The organism is Pseudomonas sp. YeP6b (assembly GCF_025642995.1).
In the GTDB taxonomy this organism is placed as follows: Bacteria; Pseudomonadota; Gammaproteobacteria; order Pseudomonadales; family Pseudomonadaceae; genus Aquipseudomonas.
The window spans coordinates 879,064-901,769 of record NZ_CP080090.1; the positions used below are offsets into that span (position 1 = coordinate 879,064).

The 22,706-nt window shown below is 61.1% G+C and carries 20 protein-coding genes; 14 read left to right on the forward strand and 6 right to left on the reverse strand.

The genetic code is table 11. From position 1 onward, the window contains the following. Positions 1 to 7 precede the first annotated feature (7 nt). Together parC and KZH41_RS03880 are read left to right on the forward strand one after the other, a co-directional pair. The gene (parC, locus tag KZH41_RS03875) at positions 8 to 2,272 is read left to right on the forward strand and encodes a DNA topoisomerase IV subunit A (protein WP_094950985.1); all 2,265 of its coding nucleotides are present in this window, start codon (positions 8 to 10) and stop codon (positions 2,270 to 2,272) included. A 173-nt stretch (positions 2,273 to 2,445) separates the two neighbouring features. Next, a complete protein-coding gene (locus KZH41_RS03880; RefSeq protein ID WP_094950984.1) occupies positions 2,446 to 3,156 on the forward strand; it encodes a membrane integrity-associated transporter subunit PqiC in 711 nt (236 codons plus the stop codon). Positions 3,157 to 3,348: 192 nt separating this feature from the next. Here the strand turns inward: KZH41_RS03880 and KZH41_RS03885 are convergent, their stop codons facing one another. Next, on the reverse strand, positions 3,349 to 4,884 hold the full coding sequence (locus KZH41_RS03885; protein WP_094950983.1) for an AhpA/YtjB family protein: 1,536 nt from the start codon (positions 4,882 to 4,884) through the stop codon (positions 3,349 to 3,351). Positions 4,885 to 5,018: 134 nt separating this feature from the next. Between KZH41_RS03885 and serB the strand changes: the two genes are divergently transcribed. Then, complete coding sequence (serB, locus tag KZH41_RS03890; protein WP_094950982.1) at positions 5,019 to 6,233, forward strand: phosphoserine phosphatase SerB; 1,215 nt, start codon at positions 5,019 to 5,021, stop codon at positions 6,231 to 6,233. A 144-nt stretch (positions 6,234 to 6,377) separates the two neighbouring features. Here serB and asd read toward each other — a convergent pair whose 3' ends face one another. From asd to KZH41_RS03905, 3 genes are read right to left on the reverse strand one after another with little or no spacing between them, the layout of a single operon-like run. Next, positions 6,378 to 7,238, reverse strand: a complete 861-nt coding sequence (gene asd, locus KZH41_RS03895; protein ID WP_094950981.1) for an archaetidylserine decarboxylase — start codon at positions 7,236 to 7,238, stop codon at positions 6,378 to 6,380. Positions 7,239 to 7,254: 16 nt separating this feature from the next. Further along, a complete protein-coding gene (locus KZH41_RS03900; RefSeq protein ID WP_094950980.1) occupies positions 7,255 to 8,070 on the reverse strand; it encodes a rhodanese-like domain-containing protein in 816 nt (271 codons plus the stop codon). Between the two features lie 57 nt (positions 8,071 to 8,127). Beyond that, complete coding sequence (locus KZH41_RS03905; protein ID WP_263274415.1) at positions 8,128 to 9,663, reverse strand: HDOD domain-containing protein; 1,536 nt, start codon at positions 9,661 to 9,663, stop codon at positions 8,128 to 8,130. Between the two features lie 166 nt (positions 9,664 to 9,829). On the opposite strand from KZH41_RS03905, the gene motA reads away from it, so the two are divergent. Continuing rightward, entirely contained in the window at positions 9,830 to 10,681 is an 852-nt protein-coding gene (motA, locus tag KZH41_RS03910) for a flagellar motor stator protein MotA (RefSeq protein ID WP_053254041.1), read from the forward strand. A gap of 3 nt (positions 10,682 to 10,684) precedes the next feature. Beyond that, positions 10,685 to 11,713: a flagellar motor protein MotB gene (gene motB, locus KZH41_RS03915; protein ID WP_094950978.1), complete on the forward strand. Its 1,029-nt coding sequence runs from the start codon at positions 10,685 to 10,687 to the stop codon at positions 11,711 to 11,713. 49 nt (positions 11,714 to 11,762) lie between these two features. Here the strand turns inward: motB and rsgA are convergent, their stop codons facing one another. Further along, complete coding sequence (gene rsgA, locus KZH41_RS03920) at positions 11,763 to 12,794, reverse strand: small ribosomal subunit biogenesis GTPase RsgA (RefSeq protein WP_003171340.1); 1,032 nt, start codon at positions 12,792 to 12,794, stop codon at positions 11,763 to 11,765. A gap of 108 nt (positions 12,795 to 12,902) precedes the next feature. On the opposite strand from rsgA, the gene orn reads away from it, so the two are divergent. After that, on the forward strand, positions 12,903 to 13,445 hold the full coding sequence (gene orn / locus KZH41_RS03925; RefSeq protein WP_003188046.1) for an oligoribonuclease: 543 nt from the start codon (positions 12,903 to 12,905) through the stop codon (positions 13,443 to 13,445). A 191-nt stretch (positions 13,446 to 13,636) separates the two neighbouring features. Continuing rightward, positions 13,637 to 14,254 carry a trimeric intracellular cation channel family protein gene (locus KZH41_RS03930; RefSeq protein WP_169875734.1) on the forward strand — a complete coding sequence of 206 codons (618 nt, stop codon included), beginning with the start codon at positions 13,637 to 13,639 and terminating at the stop codon, positions 14,252 to 14,254. Here the strand turns inward: KZH41_RS03930 and queG are convergent. Next, on the reverse strand, positions 14,251 to 15,315 hold the full coding sequence (queG, locus tag KZH41_RS03935) for a tRNA epoxyqueuosine(34) reductase QueG (RefSeq protein WP_094950976.1): 1,065 nt from the start codon (positions 15,313 to 15,315) through the stop codon (positions 14,251 to 14,253). The two genes, KZH41_RS03930 and queG, sit on opposite strands and share 4 nt — an antisense overlap. A gap of 63 nt (positions 15,316 to 15,378) precedes the next feature. On the opposite strand from queG, the gene KZH41_RS03940 reads away from it, so the two are divergent. The 7 genes from KZH41_RS03940 (at position 15,379) to hflX (ending at position 22,688) form a co-directional block, all read left to right on the forward strand. After that, positions 15,379 to 16,239, forward strand: coding sequence for an NAD(P)H-hydrate dehydratase (locus KZH41_RS03940; protein ID WP_263274416.1), 861 nt, complete (start codon positions 15,379 to 15,381; stop codon positions 16,237 to 16,239). After that, positions 16,227 to 16,697, forward strand: coding sequence for a tRNA (adenosine(37)-N6)-threonylcarbamoyltransferase complex ATPase subunit type 1 TsaE (tsaE, locus tag KZH41_RS03945; RefSeq protein ID WP_263274417.1), 471 nt, complete (start codon positions 16,227 to 16,229; stop codon positions 16,695 to 16,697). The genes KZH41_RS03940 and tsaE overlap by 13 nt, the downstream gene beginning before the upstream one ends. A 17-nt stretch (positions 16,698 to 16,714) precedes the next feature. Next, entirely contained in the window at positions 16,715 to 18,136 is a 1,422-nt protein-coding gene (locus KZH41_RS03950; protein ID WP_094950973.1) for an N-acetylmuramoyl-L-alanine amidase, read from the forward strand. Next, the gene (mutL, locus tag KZH41_RS03955; RefSeq protein WP_094950972.1) at positions 18,136 to 20,049 is read left to right on the forward strand and encodes a DNA mismatch repair endonuclease MutL; all 1,914 of its coding nucleotides are present in this window, start codon (positions 18,136 to 18,138) and stop codon (positions 20,047 to 20,049) included. The genes KZH41_RS03950 and mutL overlap by 1 nt, the downstream gene beginning before the upstream one ends. After that, entirely contained in the window at positions 20,049 to 21,020 is a 972-nt protein-coding gene (miaA, locus tag KZH41_RS03960) for a tRNA (adenosine(37)-N6)-dimethylallyltransferase MiaA (RefSeq protein ID WP_242154100.1), read from the forward strand. The genes mutL and miaA overlap by 1 nt, the downstream gene beginning before the upstream one ends. A gap of 93 nt (positions 21,021 to 21,113) precedes the next feature. Further along, positions 21,114 to 21,374: an RNA chaperone Hfq gene (gene hfq, locus KZH41_RS03965; protein WP_094950970.1), complete on the forward strand. Its 261-nt coding sequence runs from the start codon at positions 21,114 to 21,116 to the stop codon at positions 21,372 to 21,374. A 12-nt stretch (positions 21,375 to 21,386) separates the two neighbouring features. Beyond that, positions 21,387 to 22,688 carry a ribosome rescue GTPase HflX gene (gene hflX, locus KZH41_RS03970; protein ID WP_242154102.1) on the forward strand — a complete coding sequence of 434 codons (1,302 nt, stop codon included), beginning with the start codon at positions 21,387 to 21,389 and terminating at the stop codon, positions 22,686 to 22,688. Positions 22,689 to 22,706 lie beyond the last annotated feature (18 nt).

A 22,706-nucleotide genomic window follows, 5' to 3' on the forward strand; every position in this document is an offset into this window, starting at 1 on the left:
GGCCCGCATGAGTGACATCCTCGCAGACAGCTTAGATGGCGTAGAACGCCGGTCGCTGGCTGACTTCACCGAAAGTGCCTACCTCAACTACTCCATGTACGTGATCATGGACCGTGCCTTGCCGCATATCGGCGACGGCCTGAAGCCCGTACAACGGCGCATTATCTACGCCATGAGTGAGTTGGGCCTGGACGCTGATTCCAAGCACAAGAAGTCGGCGCGTACCGTCGGTGACGTGCTCGGTAAGTTCCACCCGCACGGCGACTCGGCGTGCTACGAAGCCATGGTGCTGATGGCCCAGCCGTTCAGCTACCGCTACACGCTGGTAGACGGCCAGGGTAACTGGGGTGCGCCGGATGATCCCAAGTCTTTCGCCGCCATGCGTTACACCGAAGCGCGCTTGTCGCGGTATTCGGAAGTGCTGCTCAGCGAATTGGGCCAGGGCACCGCGAACTGGGGCCCGAACTTCGACGGCACGTTGGAGGAGCCTTTGGTGTTGCCGGCACGTTTGCCGAATATCCTGCTCAATGGCACCACCGGCATTGCGGTCGGCATGGCCACCGACGTGCCGCCGCATAACCTGCGCGAAGTCGCCGCCGCCTGCGTGCGCTTGCTGGATGAGCCCAAGGCCACGGTCGAGCAGCTCTGCGAGCATATCCAGGGCCCGGACTACCCGACCGAAGCGGAAATCATCACGCCGCGCGCCGACCTGCTGAAGATGTACGAAACCGGCAAGGGCTCGGTGCGTATGCGCGCCGTGTACCACATCGAAGACGGCGACATTATCGTCACCGCGCTGCCGCACCAGGTGTCTGGCGCCAAGGTGTTGGAGCAAATCGCCGCGCTGATGCAGGCCAAACCGTCGAAACTGCCGCAAGTTGCCGACCTGCGTGACGAGTCCGACCACGAAAACCCATGCCGTATCGTGATCATCCCGACCAACAGCCGGGTCGACCACGAAGTACTGATGCAGCACCTGTTTGCCAGCACCGACCTGGAGTCCAGCTACCGGGTCAACGTCAACATCATCGGCCTGGACGGCAAGCCGCAGCTGAAAAACCTGCGCAACTTGCTGGTGGAGTGGCTGGAGTTCCGCGTACAGACCGTGCGCCGCCGCCTGCAATTCCGCCTCGACAAGGTCGAGCGTCGCCTGCACCTGTTGGACGGTTTGCTGATTGCTTACCTCAACCTGGACGAAGTGATCCATATCATTCGTACCGCCGAGCACCCGAAAGCCGAGCTGATCGCGCGTTTCGAGCTGAGCGAGATCCAGGCCGACTACATCCTCGATACCCGCTTGCGTCAGTTGGCGCGACTGGAAGAGATGAAGTTGCGTGACGAGCAGGATGCACTGCTCAAGGAACAAGCCAAGCTGCAAGCCCTGCTGGGCAGCGAAGCCAAGCTCAAGAAGCTGGTGCGCACCGAGCTGATCAAAGACGCAGAGACCTATGGTGATGACCGTCGGTCGCCAATCGTTCAGCGCGCTGAAGCGAAAGCTCTGACAGAAACCGAACTGTTGCCTAACGAAAAAATTACCGTCGTTCTGTCGGAAAAGGGTTGGGTTCGTTCCGCCAAAGGGCATGATATTGACGCCACTGGCCTCTCGTACAAGGCCGGTGATGGCTTCAAGACCGCTGCCGCCGGGCGTTCCAACCAGTTTGCGGTGTTTATCGACTCCACCGGGCGGAGCTATTCGGTGCCGGCGCATACCTTGCCGTCGGCCCGTGGCCAGGGCGAGCCGCTGACCGGGCGGCTCACACCGCCACCGGGGGCGAGTTTCGAGTGCGTGCTGCTGCCGGACGACGATTCGCTGTATGTGATCGCCTCCGACGCGGGTTACGGGTTTGTGGTCAAGGGTGAAGACCTGCAGGCCAAGAACAAGGCGGGCAAGGCGTTGTTGAGCCTGCCGAACAACGCCAAGGTGATCCTGCCGCGTACGGTGGAAGACCGTGAGAGCAACTGGCTGGCGTCGGTGACCACCGAAGGGCGTTTGCTGGTGTTCAAGATCAGTGACCTGCCGCAGTTGGGCAAAGGCAAGGGCAACAAGATTATTGGGATTGCTGGGGATCGAGTTGCCAGTCGCGAAGAGTACGTGACCGACATCGCCGTGATCCCGGAAGGCTCAACCTTGGTGCTCCAGGCCGGTAAACGCACACTGTCGCTGCGCCCCGACGACCTGGAACATTACAAGGGTGAACGTGGCCGTCGCGGTAACAAATTACCGCGTGGCTTCCAGCGAGTGGATGCGTTACTGGTGGAAACACCCGTTTGAAGCGAATTAGAGCCCTCGATCTACGATTTAACGCGTAGATCGACGCTTTCGCGCTGGAGTCATGGCGAATATTCACGGATGATATGCCCTTTCCAGCGCCGGCGTGGCCGAGCGTGTTTAGGTTATTTTTAGTATTACATTGTGGTTCGCCTTGTGGCAGCCACCTGGATGGGATGATGACTGCTCCACGCCTTCCTCTATTTTTGATGCTCGCTGGCCTTTTGGGGCTGGCGGGTTGCAGCACGCACCAACCGGTGTCGCTGTACCAGCTGGACAGCGGAAGTCCGGCTCAGCCAGCACAAACCGCTGGCATGGCCGTATTGTTGGGCCCGGTAGTCGTTGCTGACTACCTGCAACGCGAAACCCTGCTGCAACGTCAGAACGACGGCAGCCTGCAAGGTTCCACCGATGGTCGTTGGGCGGGCAGCTTGTCGTCCGATATCAACCAACTGATGTTGCGCCAGGTGGCGGGCCAGTTGGACAGCCAGCGTGTGGTGCTCGCGCCTGCGCCGACCGGCTTCACGCCGGATGTGCAGGTATTGCTGACGATTACCCGACTCGACTCGGGTACTTCGCAGCCGGCGATCCTGGATGCACAGTGGCGCTTGATCGACCGCCGTGGCCAAGTGCGCGATAACCGCATTGTGCACCTGCAGGAAGAGCACGCTGGCACCACCGCGTCTCAGGTCCAGGCCCAGGGCGTGTTGTTGCAGCATCTGGCTCAGCAGTTGTCGGTGGCGCTCAAACCGTTGGCCAACCAGCCTTCGGTCGCCGAGGCGCCGCGCAAACAGGCTCCAGCACAGTCCAAACCGGCAGCGCCGGAAAAGCCGAAGATGCCGATGGCTACGCCGATTCGTACGGATATGGAAGTGTTCAGGTTTTGATCTGAAACCGACTCACAAAAAAGGCCCGCTTACTCAGCGGGCCTTTTTGTTTGATCGTTCCCACGCTCTGCGTGGGAATGCAGCCTGTGGCGCTCTGCGTCACCCTTGTACATGGCTTGGGCCTGGCAGGACGCGGAGCGTCCCAAGAGGCGTCCCACGCAGAGCGTGGGAGCGATCATTGGTCTAGCAGTGTTATTCAGGCTTGTTGCGGGTCTCATGCATGCGTGCCAACTGCCGCTCCAGCATCGACGGATACGGCTCCATCAGCCGCTCCACGCAGCTCGCGCCTTCAGGGCTGGCAATCGGGCGGATACGCGCGCGTTGACGGATCAACGTGTCTTCGCTGATCTTGCGCTCCACCAGCAGCAGGTTGCGACTGTGTTGCGACAAGGCCAGCGCGTCCTGGGCGATTTCGGTGAGCAGTAGGTCGATCTGGCTCATGCCGAACAGATCATCGCCCACCGTCAGGCCGAGCTGCAGTTGCAAGGTGATGCCGCTGTCGGCCACTTCAATCTGCAGGGCGTGGCCCAAGGCGCGCAACAACTCGCCGCAGCAGATTGCATTAGTCAGATAATCTTCGCCGCTGTCTTCGCTGTGGAACAGCATCAACGTGCTGCCATCGTTCAGGGTGTGCAGCTCGCTCTGATACAGCGAAGCAGCCTGGTCCAGGCAGTCGCGGTAGCGTTCTAGCAACTCCGTCAGGCGGGCGCGGGGCAGGCGACGCAGTTGGTCCTGGGCACCCAGTTGCACGGCCAAGACGGCGCTGTGCTGGGGTTCGCTGCTCTTCACTGGCGCAGGCTTGGGAGCGACGGCAGGGGCGGCGGCCGACGTGTCGCGCAAATCGGAGAACGGGTCTTCATCGTCCAGTTCATCTTCTTCGGCCCTGATCGCCTGGCGTGTCGCGGGCTTGAGGCCGGCCACCGGCGCGCTTTCGTCAAAGCCCGGGTCGCGCAGGTCGCGCACTTCAAACTCGGGTTCGTCGTCGTAATCGGTGTCGTCGTACTCAGGCTCGGGTTCAACCTCGGGCACCACCGGTTCCGGGGCGAAGCTGGCGTGGAGTTGGCGGGCGAGGTCGCCGATTTCATCCTGACGATCAGTGGCCGGGGTGTGTTCGTCGATATCGCGCAGCCAGATGCGCAGTTGCATCAGCGGCGTGGAGATATGCCGACCCAGGCGCAAGCTCAAGGCCAGGGCCAATGCCAGCAAAATGGCGCTGAGGATGCCCATGCTCTGCAGGCTGATGGTCATCGGCTGCTGGAACTGCTGCATGTCGAGGCTGATGCGCAGTTGGCCGGCTTTCACATCCTGAAACGTGATATTGCTCTGATACAGGCCTTCGGCTTCACCCAGCAGGCCGTTTTTCGGGCGTTGCCCGGCTTCGGCCATGATCCGGTTGTCCACGCTATAGATAGCCGCGTGGGCCACCAGCGGGTTCTTGGTCAGGTTGTTGAGCAGCACGTTGAGGCTGAGGATGTCATTGGACACCAGCAGCTCAGTCGCCGAGGTGGCGGTCTGAGTGGTCAAGCTCTCGCCCAGGGCGTCGGCTTGCTCGTGCATGGCCTGCTTGAATTGCAAACCCATCACGCAGGCGTAGATCACCAGGGCCAGAGCGACCAGGATCACGTTATGGCTGGCGATGCGTAATGCGATCGGTACACGGCGGTGGCGCAGTGCCCGGAAGATCAGCAGGAAGAAGTTGTCGGTTTTTATTGGCGTAGGCCGGTTCACTTGAGCTCGGCTCTTTAGTCCGTGAAGTTGACGCGCAGTATAGCGACAGGCCTAGGACCGGCAAAGCGCTGGCTGTGCCCGATGGTCACTGAAAGTGGGTAGAATGCGGTTTTTTTCCAGCCTGGGGGTGCGCTTTGCGCGAAATTGTCCTGATAAACATCACTGGCGAAGACCGCCCGGGTCTTACGGCAGCCATTACCGGTGTTCTGGCCCAGGGTGGTGTGAACATTCTCGATATCGGCCAGGCAGTGATCCACGACACCCTGTCGTTCGGCATCCTCGTGGAAATCCCGAGCACCGAACAGGCCTCGTCGGTGCTAAAGGACATCCTGTTTACGGCGTATAAGCTGGATCAACAGGTGCGTTTCACCCCGGTCTCCGAAGCCGATTATCAGCATTGGGTGGAAGGCCAGGGCAAAAAACGCCACATCGTCACTTTGCTGACCCGCAAGGTAACCGCCGAACAATTGCAGCGCGTCAGCTCGATCACGGCCCAGTACGGTTTGAATATCGATCATATTGACCGTCTGTCGGGACGCATGCCGTTGGACACGCCAGCCGACAAGGGCAAGGGCTGCATCGAGTTCTCCGTGCGCGGCGAGCCGGCGGACCCTCAAGCCCTGCGCGCCGAGTTCTTGAGCGTGGCCCAAGAGCTGAATGTCGATATCGCCTTCCAGGAAGATTCGCTGTTCCGCCGTAACCGCCGCCTGGCGGTGTTCGACATGGACTCCACGCTGATCGAAGCCGAAGTCATCGACGAATTGGCCAAGGCCGCCGGTGTGGGCGAGCAGGTGTCCGAAATCACTGAGCGCGCCATGGCCGGTGAGCTGGATTTTCGTGCCAGCTTCAAGGAGCGCCTGGCCTTGCTCAAAGGCCTGGATGTGAGCGTGCTGGACTCGATCGGTGCCTCGCTGCGCCTGACCGAAGGCGCTGAAACCCTGTTCGCCGAACTCAAGCGCCTGGGCTACAAAACCGCAATCCTGTCGGGTGGCTTCACCTACTTCGCCAAGCAGTTGCAGGCCAAGCTGGGCATCGACTACGTGTTCGCCAACGAGCTGGAAGTGGTGGATGGCAAGGTGACCGGCGTGGCGGTGGAGCCGATTGTCGACGCGCAGCGCAAGGCGGACTTGCTGAAGGAGTTGGCCCACAAGGAAGGTTTGCGTCTGGAGCAGACCATCGCGGTCGGCGACGGCGCGAATGATTTGCCGATGCTGGCGATTGCCGGGCTGGGTGTGGCGTTCCGCGCCAAGCCACTGGTCAAGCAGTCAGCCAAGCAGGCGATTTCGACGTTGGGGTTGGATGGTGTGTTGTATCTGCTGGGCTTTCGCGACCGCGACAGTCAGCTGTAACTGTAGATACGCGGACCGATCGTTCCCACGCTCTGCGTGGGAATGCCGGCCTTGACGCTCTGCGTCAGCCTTAAGGTCGCGACGCGGAGCGTCACAGGATGCATTCCCACGCAGAGCGTGGGAATGATCAGTATCGGCTTCGAATCAGGCTTTAGGCGATGCGATGCCTTGGCCCATCTGCACTGGCGTACCCGCCACCAGTTCTTCAGCCCACTTAACCTGATCCGGCCCAAACAGCACAATTGCCGTCGAACCCAGCTTGAAGCGGCCCAGTTCAGCACCCTTCTCCAAGTGAATCGGCGCGCGCGCGGCTTCGTCGTAGCGGAAGGTTTTCAGCTCGCGCTTGGGCGGAGTGACCAGCCCGGCCCACACGGTTTCAATCGACGCGACGATCATCGCACCCACCAACACCACCGCCATCGGGCCGCGTTCGGTGTCGAACAGGCAGACAACACGCTCGTTACGTGCAAACAGCTCAGGCACGTTTTCAGCGGTGGTCTGGTTTACCGAGAAAATCCGACCCGGCACGTAGACCATTTCACGCAGCGTACCGGCCAATGGCATGTGCACGCGGTGGTAGTCCTTCGGCGACAGGTAGACGGTGGCGAAATCACCGCCCATGAAGGGGGCCGCCAACGCTGCATCGCCGCCCAGCAGTTCCAGCACGCTGAAGCTGTGGCCCTTGGCCTGGAACACCCGGCCGTGTTCAATCGGGCCGAGCTGGCTGACAGCACCGTCGGCCGGGCTCAAGACCGCGCCTGGGGTCTGATCCAGCGGGCGCGCACCGTCTTTCAAGGCGCGGGTGAAGAAGGCGTTGAAGTGCTCGTAGGCGGTCAGGTCTTCAACCAGGGCTTGGGACATGTCCACTTGGTAGCGCTTGGCGAACCAGGCGGTGAAGGCATTCTTGAACCAGCGTACGCGGCACTCGGCAATGCAGCCGGCCAGACGCGAGAGCAAGTGGTGCGGCAGCAAGTACTGGCTGAGGATAAACAACTGCTTTTTCATTAACTGTCCTTAAACCTTAAATCTCAACGGGGGTGTCGGGGTGGTTGCCCCATTCGCCCCAGGAACCGGCATAACCTTTGACTCGCGGATAACCGAGCGCCTTGGCCACCAGGTAGGTGAAGCCAGAGCGGTGGTGGGTCTGGCAGTGGGTAATGATTTCTTTATCTTTGGTCAGGCCGAGGTCTTCGAGGATCTGCGGCATGTCGCGGCGGATACGCAGGTTGCGTGCCTTGTCCATGCCGGCGGTCCATTCGAAGTTCACAGCGCCAGGGATGTGACCACCCTTGGCCGCGAGGACCTTCTCGCCGGAATATTCCAACGGGCCGCGTGCGTCCCAGATGCCCAGGTCGGCCTCGCCGAGTCGACTTTGCAAGTACTCGCGCGTGGCGGTGGGGCCATCGTGCAAGGTCAGGCTGACTGGGCCGCCGACCGGGGCGGGCACCTCGGTGGACACGGGGTGTTTACCGTCCAGCCAGGCCAGCAGGCCGCCGTCCAGGTAGTGGTATTTCTGGTGGCCGATCACGTCGAGCATCCAGATGAAGCGCCCGGCCCAGCCGCCGCCCTCGTCGTCGTAGACCACGTAGGTGGCATCTGGGGTGTGGCCCAGTTCGCCGAAGAGTTTTTCCAGCTCGGCCTTGTGCGGCAGCAGGCCGGGCGCGGGCGCCTGGCCGAGTTGGGTGCGCTTGGGGTCAACGAAATGCGCGCCGGGGATATGCCCTTCGGCGTAGCGGGCGGCACTGGTGAGGTCCACCAGAATCAGGTGTTCGGCATCCAGTTGACCGAGCAGGTCGCTGGACTCGATCACCAGCGGCAAGCCAGAGAAGTCAGGCATGTGAGGTCTCCTGGGCACAAATGTTGGCGATAAAAGAGGGCGATTGTAGCGCAAGCATCAAGCGCTGCGGTTGGTAAAGCAGTGCAGGGCTTTCTCGATGCATTGAGCGGTTTTGCCGAAGGCTTGCACGGTGGTTTCCGAGAACGGCCCGCCGCCCTGGTCGGCGACCATCAGCATCACCACCTTGCCGTTGCAACTCAAGGAGCGTAGCAACAGGTGTTCGCCGGTGAACAGGCGGCGCAGGGTCGGCGGCAGCAGTGCCGAGAACTGCGCGTGATTGTCTGGCGTGAGGCGCACTTGGGCGGACTTTTCCAGCAGGCGCTGCAGCAGCGTGCTGTTGACCACGTCCAGGCTCAGGTTGGCGGCGTCCTTAGGCAAACCGTCTGCTTGATGCGCACGCAAGGTGCTCAGGGTGCGGTCGGCCATAAACAGCAACACTCGCTGCATGCCACTGGCGACCAAGGCTTCCTTGGCGCAGGTGGTCAGGTGCATGGCATTGGCAAAACGGCTCGGTTCTACCAGTAGCTCAGTGCAGCGATTGCGCCACACGGCCAATGATTCGGCAGTGGGCGGCGGCGCCGGCAACAGGCCGCGATGGACTTTCTGCACATGCCACGGCCAGATCAGCGATAACGCCGGGTGCCAGAGGTCCGGCATCAAGGTGGTGCGTGCGCTGGTCACCGCTTGCTGGTGAACCTGTTGCTGCACGTCGCTCAACGGTTCTTGCAGGTACAGCGCGGTGAGGTATTGCCAGCGCTCGGTGTGCGGGCAGGTCCAGGATTCCTGTGCCGACATCGCCAGGCCGTTGGCCAGCAGCACGGTGTTGGCCGGCTGGTTCAGCCAGCGGCGCAGGTTGGGGGCGGCATCGAGCAATTGCTGGTGGCGCAGGGCGTCGTCTTCGCGGGCGATGTGCAGCGCCTTGACCAGCAAGCGTTGCTCGGTGAGCAGCAAGTTGTAGCCTTGGGAGACCCAGATCGGCAGGTGCCAGGCCTCGGTCAAGCCGAGGCACACGTCCAGCAGGCGCACGCCAAACAATTCCTGCTCGACTTTGCGCGCCGACTGGCCTTTGTGGATAACGCGCAGTTCCCATTCTTCCAGGAGCTTGGGGTAGGCGACGGCCATCGGCCACAGCGGCGACAGAAACAGCAGGCTGCCCCAATGAATGTCTTGCCATAGCCGCGCCAGGCGGCTGGCGAACAAACCGTTGGCCTGCTGGGACGCGTGTTGGCTCACCAGCAGCAGTTGGCGAAGGGCCACGGGGATGTCTTTTTCCGGCACCGAAGGCAGGCGCGCCAACAATTCCTCGGCGCGTTTAAGGCCCAGGCGGTTGAGTGCCACTTCGAGGTTTTCCGCCGGCCCCGACAGGCTGCCGTGGGCCTGGCTATTGGCCTCGCGTATCACGCTGAGCACGAGCGCGGGGCTGTGTTGCATCAGCTCGGCAATATCTCGCAATGAGCTGCGGCTATCGCGAATGGCTTTGCACACACGCTCGTGACTGGCTTGGGGAACAGGCAGCAGCACGTCGTCCAGGCGCTTGATCCAAGCGGCGAGTGTGGTGGGTTTTGCAGTGGGTACTGTCGTTTCATTAGCCATGAGTGGGGCGCGATCATCACTTGCGTTCTACATGCCCGGAACGGGCCGAATTGGCTTTTCGCCTTAACGGGCTATAGTCTGGCGCAGTTTTGCCGATAAGTAGAACAAGAGTTTTCGGCTGCACCCAATATGTCCATGAACCCGACGGCGCAAGTACCAATCCCCTATGGCTAAAATTATCGGCATCATCGTCGTCTTCGCAAGCGTGCTCGGTGGGTACGTCCTTTCCCACGGTAAAATCGCTGCGTTGATCCAGCCCTTCGAAGTGATGATTATCGGCGGTGCGGCCTTAGGTGCATTCTTGCAGGCCAACCCCGGTTACATGACCATGCATGTGATCAAAAAGTCGCTGGGGATGTTCAGTTCGCGCTTCTCCCACACCTTCTACTTGGAGGTTCTGGGCCTGGTCTACGAGATCCTCAACAAGAGCCGCCGTGAAGGCATGATGGCCATCGAAGGCGACATCGAAGACGCCGCGGCTAGTCCGATTTTCGCCAAGTACCCGGCCGTGCTCAAAGATGAGCGCATGACCGCCTACATTTGTGATTACCTGCGCATCATGTCCTCCGGCAACATGGCGCCGCACGAGCTCGAAGGCTTGTTCGACATGGAGCTGTTCAGTCTTAAAGAAGAGTTGGAGCACCCTTCGCATGCCGTGACCGGCGTTGCCGACGCCATGCCCGGCTTTGGTATCGTCGCGGCGGTACTCGGTATTGTGGTGACCATGGCGTCCCTGGGCGAAGGCGACCAGAAGGCCATTGGTATGCACGTGGGTGCGGCCCTCGTGGGTACCTTCTTCGGTATTCTTGCGGCCTATGGCTTCTTCGGCCCACTCGCTACCTGCCTGGCCCACGATGCCAAGGAAGAGGTCAACCTCTACGAAGCGATTAAGGCGTGCCTGGTGGCTTCGGCGTCCGGTATGCCGCCATCGCTGGCGGTGGAGTTCGGGCGCAAGGTGCTGTACCCGAAACATCGCCCAAGTTTTTCCGAGCTGGAACAAGCGGTTCGCGGTCGCTAAACCATGGAAAACAACCAGCCGATAATCATCAAGCGCGTCAAGCGCTTCGCTGCGGGGCACCATGGTGGTGCCTGGAAAATCGCCTTCGCCGACTTTGCGACGGCGATGATGGCGTTCTTCCTGGTGCTGTGGCTGATGTCGACCGCCACGCCCGAACAGAAAATCGCCATCGCCGGTTATTTCAAAGACCCGATTGGCTTCTCGGAAAGCGGTACGCCGTTTGTGATCGACCTGGGCGGCTCGCCGCAGTTGGCGCCTGAGCGCACCATCAACCCCGAGGTCAAGACCGAATCGCCGCAGGAAAACATCCCGATTGAGCGCGAAACTGTCGAGAGCATGGCCGATCAGGTCGAGAAAGAGCGCCTCGAGTTGTTGCTGCAGGAACTGCAGACCAAGGTTGAAGAGAACCCGCAGCTACTGAAATTCAAGGACCAGATTTCCTTCGAAATCACGCCTGAAGGTCTGCGCATCCAGATCACCGACGCTGCCAACCGGCCGATGTTCGACTCCGGCAGCGCGCGCCTGAAGCCCTACTTTGAAGACATCTTGCTGGCCATGGCCGACACCATCAAGGCGGTGCCGAACAAGATCAGCATCAGCGGTCACACCGACGCCAAGCCGTATTCGGGCCAGGGCGACTTCGGCAACTGGGAACTCTCGGCCAACCGCGCGAACGCCGCGCGCCGTGCGCTGGTGGCAGGCAGCTATCCCGACCCGCAAGTGGCGCGTGTGGTGGGTTTTGCTTCCTCGCAGCTGTTTGATCCTAAAGACCCGTTCAACCCGATCAACCGTCGGATTGATATCGTCGTGCTGACCAAAAAGGCCCAGCGCGCGATTGAAGGCGATCAAGGCGCAGCGCCGCCGGTACCAACCCAAGGCGAAGGTGCGCCAGGCGAAGTGCCGGCCGACCCGAACGCCATTCCGCCGGGGCAGGAGCCGTTGCCGGCGCATGAGCTGCGCCAGAAGCTGAACCTGTTTGATGATGGCGGGGTGAAAGACCCGACGGCGCCTGCGCCGGCGCCCGGGTCGTAATCCACATGCAAAAAGGCCGCGATGATCGCGGCCTTTTTGTCAGTGCGGTTTAGTAACTGCTCTCAGGCAAGCTCGCAATAATCGACCGATAGCTGTTCATCCGCTGCTGCTGCACGCGGCCGTCTTCCAAGGCCTTGAGCAACGCACAGCCCGGCTCGCGGTCGTGTTTGCAGTCGCGGAAGCGGCAGGTACCGATCAAGTCGTTGAACTCGATGAAGCCCGCTTCCACATCGCTGCGGCTGACGTGGCCGAGGCCGAATTCGCGGATGCCTGGGGAGTCGATCAGCTCACCGCCGCCGGGGAAGTGGAACAACCGCGCGGTGGTGGTGGTGTGAGTGCCCTGGCCAGACAGCTCTGAGAGTGGGCCGACGCGGGTGTCGACTTCCGGTAGCAGGCTGTTGACCAGCGACGACTTGCCCACGCCCGACTGGCCGACGAACACGCTGATGCGCCCGTCCAACTGCTGTTGCAGCTGTTCCATGCCGTTGCCGTGATGCGCCGAGACTTCCAGCACCGGGTAACCCAGGGTGCGGTAGACCGCCAGCAACGCGTTGAGCGCCGGGGCGTTCTGCTCGTCGATCAGGTCGAATTTGTTCAGCAGCAACAGCGGGCGAATACCGGCATGCTCGGCTGCGACCAGATAGCGGTCGATCAGGTTGGCATGCGGCTCGGGCAGCGGCGCGAACACGATCACGATCATGTCGACGTTAGCGGCCACCGGCTTGAGCTGGCCACGGCTGTCGGGGCGGCGTAGTTCGGTGGTGCGTGGCAACTGGGCGACGATCACGCCGATACCCTGGTTGCCGGCACGCCACACAACCTTGTCGCCGGTCACCAGCGCAGGCAGGTTGGCGCGCAAGTGGCAACGGGAAACAGAGCCTGCGAGTTCGCCTTCGAGCGCCTCGACTTCGACCTGCACACCAAAGTGCGCGATCACCAAGCCCGTTTGTTCAGGGCCTAGGTCGCCGCCCTCGAGCGCTTCCACGGCGGAGGATTCACGTTTGGCGGCGCGAGCGGCGCGTTCACCTTGAATCTTTTCGATGCGCCAGTTTTGGCGACGATTGAGCTGGCGTTTGGCCATTGGTGTTCCGTGTCGATAATACAAAGGTTAGGTAAAACGGTCGCGAGTCTAGCACGGCCCCGCCTGCTAAACTGCGCAGCTACGCCAAGGTGCAAAGAGAATCAAGCCATGCAAAACCCACAGAACCTGATTTGGATCGATCTGGAAATGACCGGTCTGAACCCCGACACTGACGTCATCATCGAGATGGCGACGATTGTCACCGACAGCAACCTCAACACCTTGGCCGAAGGTCCGGTGATCGCCATTCACCACAGCGACGCCGTGCTCGCCACCATGGACGAGTGGAACACCCGCACCCACGGCAACTCCGGGCTGACCCAGCGCGTGCGTGACAGCCGTATCAGCATGGCTGAAGCTGAGGCTCAAACCATCGCTTTCCTGGAGAAGTGGGTGCCCAAGGGCAAGTCGCCGATCTGTGGCAACAGCATCTGCCAGGACCGCCGCTTCCTTTATACGCATATGAAAGGGCTGGAAAGCTACTTCCATTATCGCAACCTGGATGTGTCCACCTTGAAAGAACTGGCCGCGCGCTGGGCGCCGGAAGTTAAAGATAGCTTCCATAAAGGCAGCACGCATTTGGCGTTGGATGACATTCGCGAATCGATCGCTGAGCTGCAGCATTACCGTAAGCATTTCATCAAGGCTTGAAGATGTAGTGCCAGGCCTGGCGCCTTCGCGAGCAAGCCCGCTCCCACATTCGACTACATTCCAAAGGTGGAACTCGGTCAAATGTGGGAGCGCGCTTGCTCGCGAAGGGCGCGCCTCGGTCTTTCGCCAAGCGCCCCCTTTTGGTGCCATCACCAAATGATTAGACTGCGCGCCTCTTTGCAAGGATCGCCATCATGCTGTTGATGCTCTACCTCATCGCCATCACCGCCGAAGCCATGACCGGCGCGCTGTCTGCCGGGCGGCGCGGCATGGATTGGTTTGGCGTGGTGCTGATCGCCTGCGTCACCGCCCTGGGCGGCGGCTCGGTGCGCGACGTGCTGTTGGGGCATTACCCGCTGACGTGGGTCAAACACCCGGAATACCTGGTGCTGACCTCCATCGCTGCCTTGGTGACGATCTTTATCGCGCCGCTGATGCGTCACCTGCGTTCGCTGTTCCTGGCGCTGGATGCCGTTGGGCTGGTGGCGTTCACCCTGATCGGCTGCATGACCGCCCTGGAAATGGGCCACGGTATGTTGGTGGCGTCGGTCAGCGGCGTAATCACCGGGGTGTTCGGCGGCATCCTGCGGGATATCTTCTGCAACGACATTCCGCTGATCTTCCGTCGGGAGCTGTACGCCAGCGTGTCGTTCCTGGCCGCCTGGTTCTACATGCTCTGCCTTTATCTGGAACTGCCCAGCGAGCAGGCGATTCTGCTGACCCTGTTCAGCGGCTTTCTATTGCGCCTGCTGGCGATTCGTTTTCACTGGGAAATGCCCAAGTTCGTCTACAACGACGACGTGCACTAGCGCGTAGCGTGTTGGTTGAGCGCCCACTCCACGTGTTCGCGCACCAGCTCCGAGGGGTAATCCCGGCGCGCCTTCAAGGCCTCCAGTACTGGAATGCTCGAGGGCGCATTGCCCAGGCCCACGGCCAGGTTGCGCAGCCAACGCTCGTAACCGGCGCGGCGTAGCGGCGAACCTTCAGTGCTGCTGAGGAATTTGTCCTCGTCCCACATAAACAGTTCGGCCAGCTCGGCGTTATCCAGATTGTGCCGCGGCTTGAAATCGCTTTCGGCGGTCGGGCGAGCGAAACGATTCCACGGGCAAACGATCTGACAGTCATCGCAACCGAACACGCGATTGCCGATCAGTGGGCGCAAGTCTTCCGGGATTGCGCTCTTGAGTTCGATGGTGAGGTAGGAAATGCAGCGTCGCGCGTCCAGTACATAGGGGCCGACGAAGGCATTGGTAGGGCAGATGTCCAGGCACGCCGTGCAGCGGCCGCAATGTTCGGTGGAGTGGGGTGGGTCTACCGGCAGCGGCAAATCGACAAACAGCTCGCTCAAGAAGAAATAGCTGCCGGCCTTGCGATTGAGCACCAGGGTGTTTTTGCCGATCCAGCCGAGGCCGGCTTGTTCGGCGATGGCTTTTTCGAGCACCGGCGCGCTGTCAACAAACGCGCGAAAGCCGAACGGGCCGATTTGCGCCTGGATACGGTCAGCCAGTTGCTGCACGCGTTTGCGGATCAGCTTGTGGTAATCGCGGCCTAGGGCGTATCGGGAAATGTAGGCTTTTTCTGGCTTGGCCAGCAGCTGCGCCATTTGGGTGTCGCCTGGCAGATAATCCATGCGCAGCGACACCACGCGCAAAGTGCCGGGCACCAGCTCATCGGGGTGCGAGCGTTTGCTGCCATGGGCGGCCATGTAGTCCATCTCGCCGTGGTAGCCCGCGTCGAGCCAGCGTTGCAGGTGCTGTTCATGCTCGGCCAGGTCCAGGCCGCTGATGCCGACTTGTTGAAAGCCCAGCTCACGGCCCCAGTCTTTGATCGATTGGGCGAGGGCGGGCAGATCGGTGGTGATGGCAGGCATGAGACAAGGGAAACCGCAGGTTAGATAGGTATAATTCTGCCAGACATCGGAGCTTGAAGACGCATGCCGCAGACAAAACACGCAATAACCGACGTACAGCCCCTGTTGCACGGCCATTTGCCGCAACTGGCTGCACGTTCCCCGGAGGCCCATAAAGGCCAATTCGGCCACCTCTTGGTCATCGGCGGCGACCGCGGCTTTGGCGGCGCCGCGCTATTGAGCGCAGAAAGTGCCTTGCGCAGTGGCGCGGGCATGGTCTCGCTGGCGACCCGCCCCGAACACATCCCCGCCGCGCTGGCGCGCTTGCCGGAAGTCATGACCGTTGGCGTGAGTTCGGCCAACCAGTTGATGGGGGTGCTGGAAAAAATCTCGGTCATCGTCATCGGCCCGGGCCTTGGAGAGGCTTCCTGGGGCAAAAGCCTGTTGTCCGTTGCCGCCAATGCCAAGCAGCCGCAGGTCTGGGACGCCGATGCCTTGAATCAATTGTCTATCGGCAGCGTGAGCCTGCCGGCGAACTCGGTGATCACGCCACATCCGGGTGAAGCTGCGCGTTTGATGGGGATCTCGACAGCCGAGGTTCAGGCCGATCGCTCTAAGGTTGCGCGCGCGTTGAGCCAGAAATTCAATGCAGTGGCTATTCTCAAGGGGGCTGGCAGTTTGATTGCCAGCCCGGACGGACGTGTTTCGCGCTGTGACCAGGGCCACCCGGCGATGGCCACGGCAGGGTTGGGTGATGTATTGAGCGGTCTGGTGGGCGCGTTGCTGGCCCAGGGCATGCCAGCCTATGAGGCAAGCTGCCTGGCCGTGTGGTTGCACGCCACGGCCGGGGATCGCCAAGGCACCTTTGGTCGCGGGTTGGCTGCCAGCGACCTGATACCTGCCATTCGTCAATTGCTGGAGGAACAGTCGCCGTGTCTGAAGTAACTCTTTTTCTGGCCGATGAAGACGCGATGGTCGCGTTGGGTCATCGCATCGCCCAGGTTACGGCCGGCGCAGGGCTGATCTTTCTCGAAGGCGACCTTGGGGCGGGCAAGACCACGCTGTCGCGCGGGATTATTCGCGGGTTGGGCCATACGGGCGCGGTCAAAAGCCCGACGTTCACCTTGGTCGAACCCTACGAGATTGGCGAGATTCGCGCCTTTCACTTCGACCTCTATCGCCTGGTAGACCCCGAAGAGCTGGAGTACATGGGCATCCGTGATTATTTCGACGAAGACGCGCTGTGCCTGATTGAATGGCCAGATAAAGGCACAGGCTTTTTGCCAAAGCCGGACCTGACCATTACCATTACGCCGCGTGATCACGGACGTCAGCTGAAGTTGTTGCCCCAGAGTGCGCGAGGCCAGTCGTGGTGCGCCGCTCTGGCACTGGAATTCAAATAAAATTGGTGGGGTTAGGTATGCGCTTTCGCGCGATGGTTGCTGTCGTAGGGGTGTTGCTTGCGGCAATGACTTTCAATGCTCTGGCTGCTTCACAGGTGAAAAGTGTTCGCCTGTGGCGCGCGCCGGATAACACGCGACTGGTGTTCGACCTGTCTGGCCCGGTCCAGCACAGCGTCTTTACCCTGACGGCGCCTGATCGCCTGGTGATCGACATCAACGGTGCGACCCTGGCCGCGCCGCTGAAAGTCTCCACCGCCAACACGCCGATTACTGCGATGCGCTCCGCCCAGCGCACGCCGACCGACCTGCGTGTGGTGATCGACCTGAAAAAGGTCGTAACCCCGAAAAGTTTTGTGCTTCCCCCGAACGCCCAATACGGCAACCGGTTGGTGGTCGACCTGTTCGACAATGCCGCCGATGCCGCGCCGCCGCCTGCGCCGACGCCAAGTGTGGCCACTGTGCCGGCCGTGCCAGTCAGCCCGGCGCAGCCACAGGTCAAGCTGCCGCCGCCACCACCGGCGCCTGCGGGCAAGCGCGACATTATCGTGGTGATCGACGCCGGCCACGGCGGTGAAGACCCGGGCGCCTCCGGCTCGCGCGGCCAGCATGAGAAAGACGTGGTACTGGCTATCGCCCGTGAACTGCAGCGTCAGGTCAATGGCATGAAAGGCTATCGCGCCGAGCTGACCCGTACTGGCGACTATTTCATCCCGTTGCGCGGCCGTACCGAAATCGCGCGTAAGAAGGGCGCCGACCTGTTCGTGTCGATCCACGCCGACGCCGCACCGTCTACCGCCGCCTTCGGCGCCTCGGTGTTTGCCCTGTCCGATCGCGGCGCCACGTCCGAGACCGCGCGTTGGCTGGCCGACAGCGAAAACCGTTCCGACTTGATCGGCGGGGCCGGCAACGTGTCCCTCGATGACAAAGACAAAATGCTCGCCGGCGTGCTGCTCGATCTGTCGATGACGGCGTCGTTGACCTCCAGCCTGAACGTGGGCCAGAAGGTCTTGAGCAATATCGGCCGCGTCACTTCCTTGCATAAGCAACGTGTGGAACAGGCCGGGTTCATGGTGTTGAAGTCGCCGGACATCCCATCGATCCTGGTGGAAACCGGGTTTATCTCCAACGCCAACGAAGCCTCGAAGCTGGCCAGCGCCAGCCACCAGCAGGCGCTGGCGCGTTCGATCAGTGCCGGTATTCGCCAGTTCTTCCAGCAGAACCCACCGCCGGGCACTTACATCGCCTGGCTGCGTGACTCTGGGAAAATCGCTCAGGGCCCACGTGACCATCGCGTGCAGCCCGGCGACACCCTGGCCATGCTGGCCGTGCGTTTCCAGGTGTCGGCCGCTACCTTGCGCAGCGCCAACAACCTGAAAACCGATGAATTGAAAGTTGGCCAGGTGTTGACCATCCCTGGCACCGAATTGGCGGCGCAGTAATGAGCGAATCTGTCCTCAACAGCGGTTCGCGCATCGAACTGCTCAGCCCACGCCTCGCCAACCAGATTGCCGCGGGCGAAGTAGTTGAGCGCCCGGCGTCGGTGATCAAGGAGCTGCTGGAAAACAGCATCGACTCCGGCGCCAAGCGCATTGATGTCGACGTGGAGCAGGGCGGCGTCAAGCTGCTGCGCGTGCGCGATGACGGCAGCGGCATCTCCTCCGATGACCTGCCGCTGGCCCTGGCGCGTCATGCCACCAGCAAGATTCGTGACCTGGAAGACCTTGAACGGGTGATGAGCCTGGGCTTTCGCGGTGAGGCCCTGGCGTCTATCAGCTCGGTGGCGCGCCTGACCCTGACCTCGCGCACCCGCAGCGCCGAGCAAGCCTGGCAAGTGGAAACCGAAGGCCGCGACATGGCGCCTCGGGTTCAGCCGGCTGCGCACCCGGTGGGCACGTCGGTGGAAGTGCGCGACCTGTTCTTCAATACCCCGGCGCGGCGTAAATTCCTCAAGGCCGAAAAAACCGAATTCGATCACTTGCAAGAAGTCATCAAACGCCTGGCCTTGGCGCGCTTTGACGTGGCGTTTCACCTGCGTCACAACGGCAAGACCATCCTCAGCCTGCATGAAGCCCATGACGACGCCGCGCGTGCTCGACGTGTATCGGCCATCTGTGGCGCTGGGTTCCTGGAGCAGGCGTTGCCGATTGAAATCGAGCGCAACGGCCTGCGTCTGTGGGGTTGGGTCGGGTTGCCGACCTTCTCCCGTAGCCAGGCAGATTTGCAGTACTTCTTTGTGAATGGCCGCGCGGTGCGCGACAAACTGGTGGCCCACGCGGTGCGCCAGGCTTACCGCGATGTGTTGTTCAACGGGCGGCATCCGACTTTTGTACTGTTTTTTGAGGTCGACCCATCGGTGGTTGACGTCAACGTGCACCCGACCAAGCACGAAGTGCGCTTCCGTGACGGGCGCATGGTGCATGACTTCCTTTATGGCACCTTGCACCGTGCCCTCGGCGATGTGCGCCCGGATGATCAGCTGTCGGCGCCGATCGTGACGGCGGTGGTGCGGCCGAGTGGCCCGGAGGCCGGTGAGTTTGGCCCGCAAGGCGAAATGAGCCTGGCGGCCAATTTGCTGCAATCGCCGCAGCCACAGCCTGCTTATACGGCGCCGGGTTCCGGGTCGGGTGCGGGTTACCAGTATCAATACACACCGCGTCCGCAATCGGCGGTGCCGGTGGCCGAAGCCCAGGCGGCCTATCGCGAGTTTTTCGCGCCGCTGCCGGGTGCCGAGCCCGGCGCTGTCGCGTTGCCGGAGGGCGGTGGGGATATCCCGCCGCTGGGCTATGCGTTGGCACAGCTCAAGGGCATCTACATCCTGGCGGAAAACGCCCATGGCCTGGTGCTGGTGGACATGCACGCCGCCCATGAGCGCATCATGTACGAGCGCCTGAAGATCGCCATGGCCAGCGAAGGCCTCAGCGGCCAGCCGCTGTTGGTGCCGGAATCCCTGGCCGTCAGCCAGCGTGAAGCCGATTGCGCAGAGGAGCACCACAGCGTGTTCCAGAAGCTCGGCTTTGAACTGCAGCGCCTGGGCCCGGAAACTCTGGCAATCCGCCAGATTCCCGCGCTGCTCAAGCAAGCCGAAGCCAACCGATTGGTCGCCGACGTGCTGGCGGACCTGATGGAATACGGCACCAGTGACCGTATCCAGGCGCACATCAACGAGCTGCTCGGCACCATGGCCTGCCACGGTGCCATTCGCGCCAACCGCCGCCTGGCCTTGCCGGAAATGAACGGCTTGCTGCGCGACATGGAAAACACTGAGCGCAGCGGGCAATGCAACCATGGCCGACCGACTTGGACCCAAATGGGCCTGGACGATCTGGACAAACTGTTCTTGCGCGGCCGTTGATGAGTGCCTTGCCCCCCGCGATCTTCCTGATGGGCCCCACGGCCGCCGGCAAGACCGACCTGGCCATCGAGCTGACCAAGGTGTTGCCGTGCGAGCTGATCAGTGTCGACTCTGCCCTGGTTTACCGGGACATGGACATCGGCACCGCCAAGCCTTCAAAAGCGCTGCTGGCCGAGTATCCGCATAAACTGATCGACATTATCGACCCGGCGCAGAGCTATTCCGCAGCGGATTTTCGCACTGACGCACTGGCCGCCATGGCCGAGATCACCGCACGGGGTAATATTCCGCTGCTGGTGGGCGGTACGATGCTCTACTACAAGGCTCTGCAGGAAGGCTTGGCGGATATGCCGCCGGCCGACGCCCAGGTGCGCGCCGAACTTGAAGAAGAGGCTGTACGCCTTGGCTGGCAAGCCCTGCACGACCAGTTGGCGGCGATTGACCCGGTGTCTGCCGCGCGCATTCACCCCAATGACCCTCAGCGCCTCACGCGCGCTCTGGAAGTTTGGCGGGTCAGCGGGCAGACCATGACTGAACACCGGCTGAAACAAACTGCGCAAAGTGCTGATGCAGGCGCGTCTGGACAGGCACAATTGCCCTATACTGTGGCGAATCTGGCCATCGCTCCGGCAAATCGTCAGGTGCTGCATGAACGAATTGCACAAAGATTCACAATTATGTTGGAGCAGGGGTTTGTGGATGAGGTCGTAGCACTGCGTTCACGAGGAGACCTGCACGCTGGGTTGCCTTCGATACGTGCTGTTGGCTACCGCCAAGTCTGGGATCATCTGGATGGCAAGCTGACGTCAGCCGAAATGCAGGAGCGCGGCATCATTGCCACGCGCCAATTGGCGAAACGCCAGTTCACCTGGTTGCGCAGCTGGAGCGATTTGCACTGGCTGGACAGCCTGGACAGCGACAATCTGTCACGCGCCTTGAAATACTTGGGAACGGTCTCCATATTGAGCTGAGTCCTTGCAATTGCCGTCTATCCTTGGGGGTGTGACGGCCATAAGCTATCTATTTTCCGAATTTTATTATTGATCCTTAAAGGAGTGCGGCACATGTCAAAAGGGCATTCGCTACAAGACCCTTACTTGAATACTTTACGTAAAGAGAAAGTGGGGGTTTCCATCTACCTGGTCAACGGGATCAAGCTGCAAGGCACGATCGAGTCGTTCGACCAGTTCGTAATCCTGCTGAAAAACACCGTCAGCCAGATGGTTTACAAGCACGCTATCTCGACAGTAGTTCCAGTTCGTCCTATCCGTCTGCCTAGCGCAACTGATGCCGAACAGGGTGACGCTGAGCCAGGTAACGCCTGATAGGAGTCTCCTTTGTTCTTTGAGCGCCACGGTGGTGGTGAACGAGTAATCCTCGTTCACTTGGATGGACAGGACCCTGAGGCGCGCGAAGATCCGCAGGAGTTTCAGGAGTTGGCAAATTCGGCCGGCGCCGAGACCGTTGCGTTTTTTAACGTGCCGCGTCATCGGCCAACCGCCAAATTCCTGATCGGCAGCGGCAAGGTCGAGGAACTGCGCGACCTGGTCCATGCTGAAGAAGCCGATCTGGTGATCTTCAATCACACCCTCACGCCCAGTCAGGAACGTAACCTCGAACGTGTTTTCGAGTGTCGCGTGATCGACCGCACCGGTCTGATTCTCGATATTTTCGCCCAACGCGCCCGTACCCATGAAGGCAAGCTCCAGGTAGAACTGGCTCAGCTTGACCACATGAGCACCCGGCTGGTTCGCGGCTGGACTCACCTTGAGCGCCAAGGTGGCGGTATCGGCATGCGCGGTCCGGGTGAAACCCAGCTGGAAACCGACCGCCGTCTGTTGCGAGTTCGCCTGCGCCAGATCAAGGGCCGCCTGGAAAAAGTGCGCAGCCAGCGCGAACAATCGCGTCGTGGTCGTATGCGTGCGGATATCCCTACCGTGTCTTTGGTGGGCTATACCAACGCCGGCAAATCCACGCTGTTCAATAACGTGACGAAATCGGACGTGTACGCGGCCGACCAACTGTTCGCCACCCTCGACCCGACCTTGCGCCGTCTGGAACTGGACGACCTGGGGCCGATTGTCCTGGCCGACACCGTGGGTTTCATTCGTCACCTGCCTCACAAGCTGGTCGAGGCGTTTCGGTCTACGCTCGAAGAGTCGAGCAACTCCGACCTGCTGTTGCACGTGATCGATGCGGCTGAACCGGATCGCATGTTGCAGATTGAACAGGTGATGGTGGTGCTGGGCGAGATTGGTGCACAGGACTTGCCGATCCTTGAGGTGTATAACAAACTCGATTTGCTTGAAGGCGTTGAGCCACAAATCCAGCGCGACGAAGACGGCAAGCCCCAGCGGGTCTGGCTGTCGGCGCGTGATGGCAGTGGTTTGGAGTTGCTTGAACAAGCCATTGCCGAGTTGCTGGGCGGCGATTTGTTTGTCGGCACCTTGCGCTTGCCTCAGCGTTTTGCTCGACTGCGTGCACAGTTTTTTGAGTTGGGCGCGGTACAGAAAGAAGAATACGACGAAGAAGGTGTCAGCTTGCTGACCGTTCGATTGCCGCGCTCGGAGCTGAATCGGCTGGTTAGCCGTGAAGGAGTGGTGCCGACGGAGTTTATCGAGCAACACACTTTGCAATAAAAGCCTCCTAAAGCGGTT

What these genes read in the sequence shown, in the direction of transcription:
- parC (WP_094950985.1), top strand. Translation starts at nt 8, where the DNA reads ATGAGTGACATCCTCGCAGACAGCTTAGATGGCGTAGAACGCCGGTCG.
- KZH41_RS03880 (WP_094950984.1), top strand. Translation starts at nt 2,446, where the DNA reads ATGATGACTGCTCCACGCCTTCCTCTATTTTTGATGCTCGCTGGCCTT.
- asd (WP_094950981.1), bottom strand. Translation starts at nt 7,238, where the DNA reads ATGAAAAAGCAGTTGTTTATCCTCAGCCAGTACTTGCTGCCGCACCAC.
- KZH41_RS03900 (WP_094950980.1), bottom strand. Translation starts at nt 8,070, where the DNA reads ATGCCTGACTTCTCTGGCTTGCCGCTGGTGATCGAGTCCAGCGACCTG.
- KZH41_RS03905 (WP_263274415.1), bottom strand. Translation starts at nt 9,663, where the DNA reads ATGGCTAATGAAACGACAGTACCCACTGCAAAACCCACCACACTCGCC.
- motA (WP_053254041.1), top strand. Translation starts at nt 9,830, where the DNA reads ATGGCTAAAATTATCGGCATCATCGTCGTCTTCGCAAGCGTGCTCGGT.
- motB (WP_094950978.1), top strand. Translation starts at nt 10,685, where the DNA reads ATGGAAAACAACCAGCCGATAATCATCAAGCGCGTCAAGCGCTTCGCT.
- rsgA (WP_003171340.1), bottom strand. Translation starts at nt 12,794, where the DNA reads ATGGCCAAACGCCAGCTCAATCGTCGCCAAAACTGGCGCATCGAAAAG.
- orn (WP_003188046.1), top strand. Translation starts at nt 12,903, where the DNA reads ATGCAAAACCCACAGAACCTGATTTGGATCGATCTGGAAATGACCGGT.
- queG (WP_094950976.1), bottom strand. Translation starts at nt 15,315, where the DNA reads ATGCCTGCCATCACCACCGATCTGCCCGCCCTCGCCCAATCGATCAAA.
- KZH41_RS03940 (WP_263274416.1), top strand. Translation starts at nt 15,379, where the DNA reads ATGCCGCAGACAAAACACGCAATAACCGACGTACAGCCCCTGTTGCAC.
- KZH41_RS03950 (WP_094950973.1), top strand. Translation starts at nt 16,715, where the DNA reads ATGCGCTTTCGCGCGATGGTTGCTGTCGTAGGGGTGTTGCTTGCGGCA.
- mutL (WP_094950972.1), top strand. Translation starts at nt 18,136, where the DNA reads ATGAGCGAATCTGTCCTCAACAGCGGTTCGCGCATCGAACTGCTCAGC.
- miaA (WP_242154100.1), top strand. Translation starts at nt 20,049, where the DNA reads ATGAGTGCCTTGCCCCCCGCGATCTTCCTGATGGGCCCCACGGCCGCC.
- hfq (WP_094950970.1), top strand. Translation starts at nt 21,114, where the DNA reads ATGTCAAAAGGGCATTCGCTACAAGACCCTTACTTGAATACTTTACGT.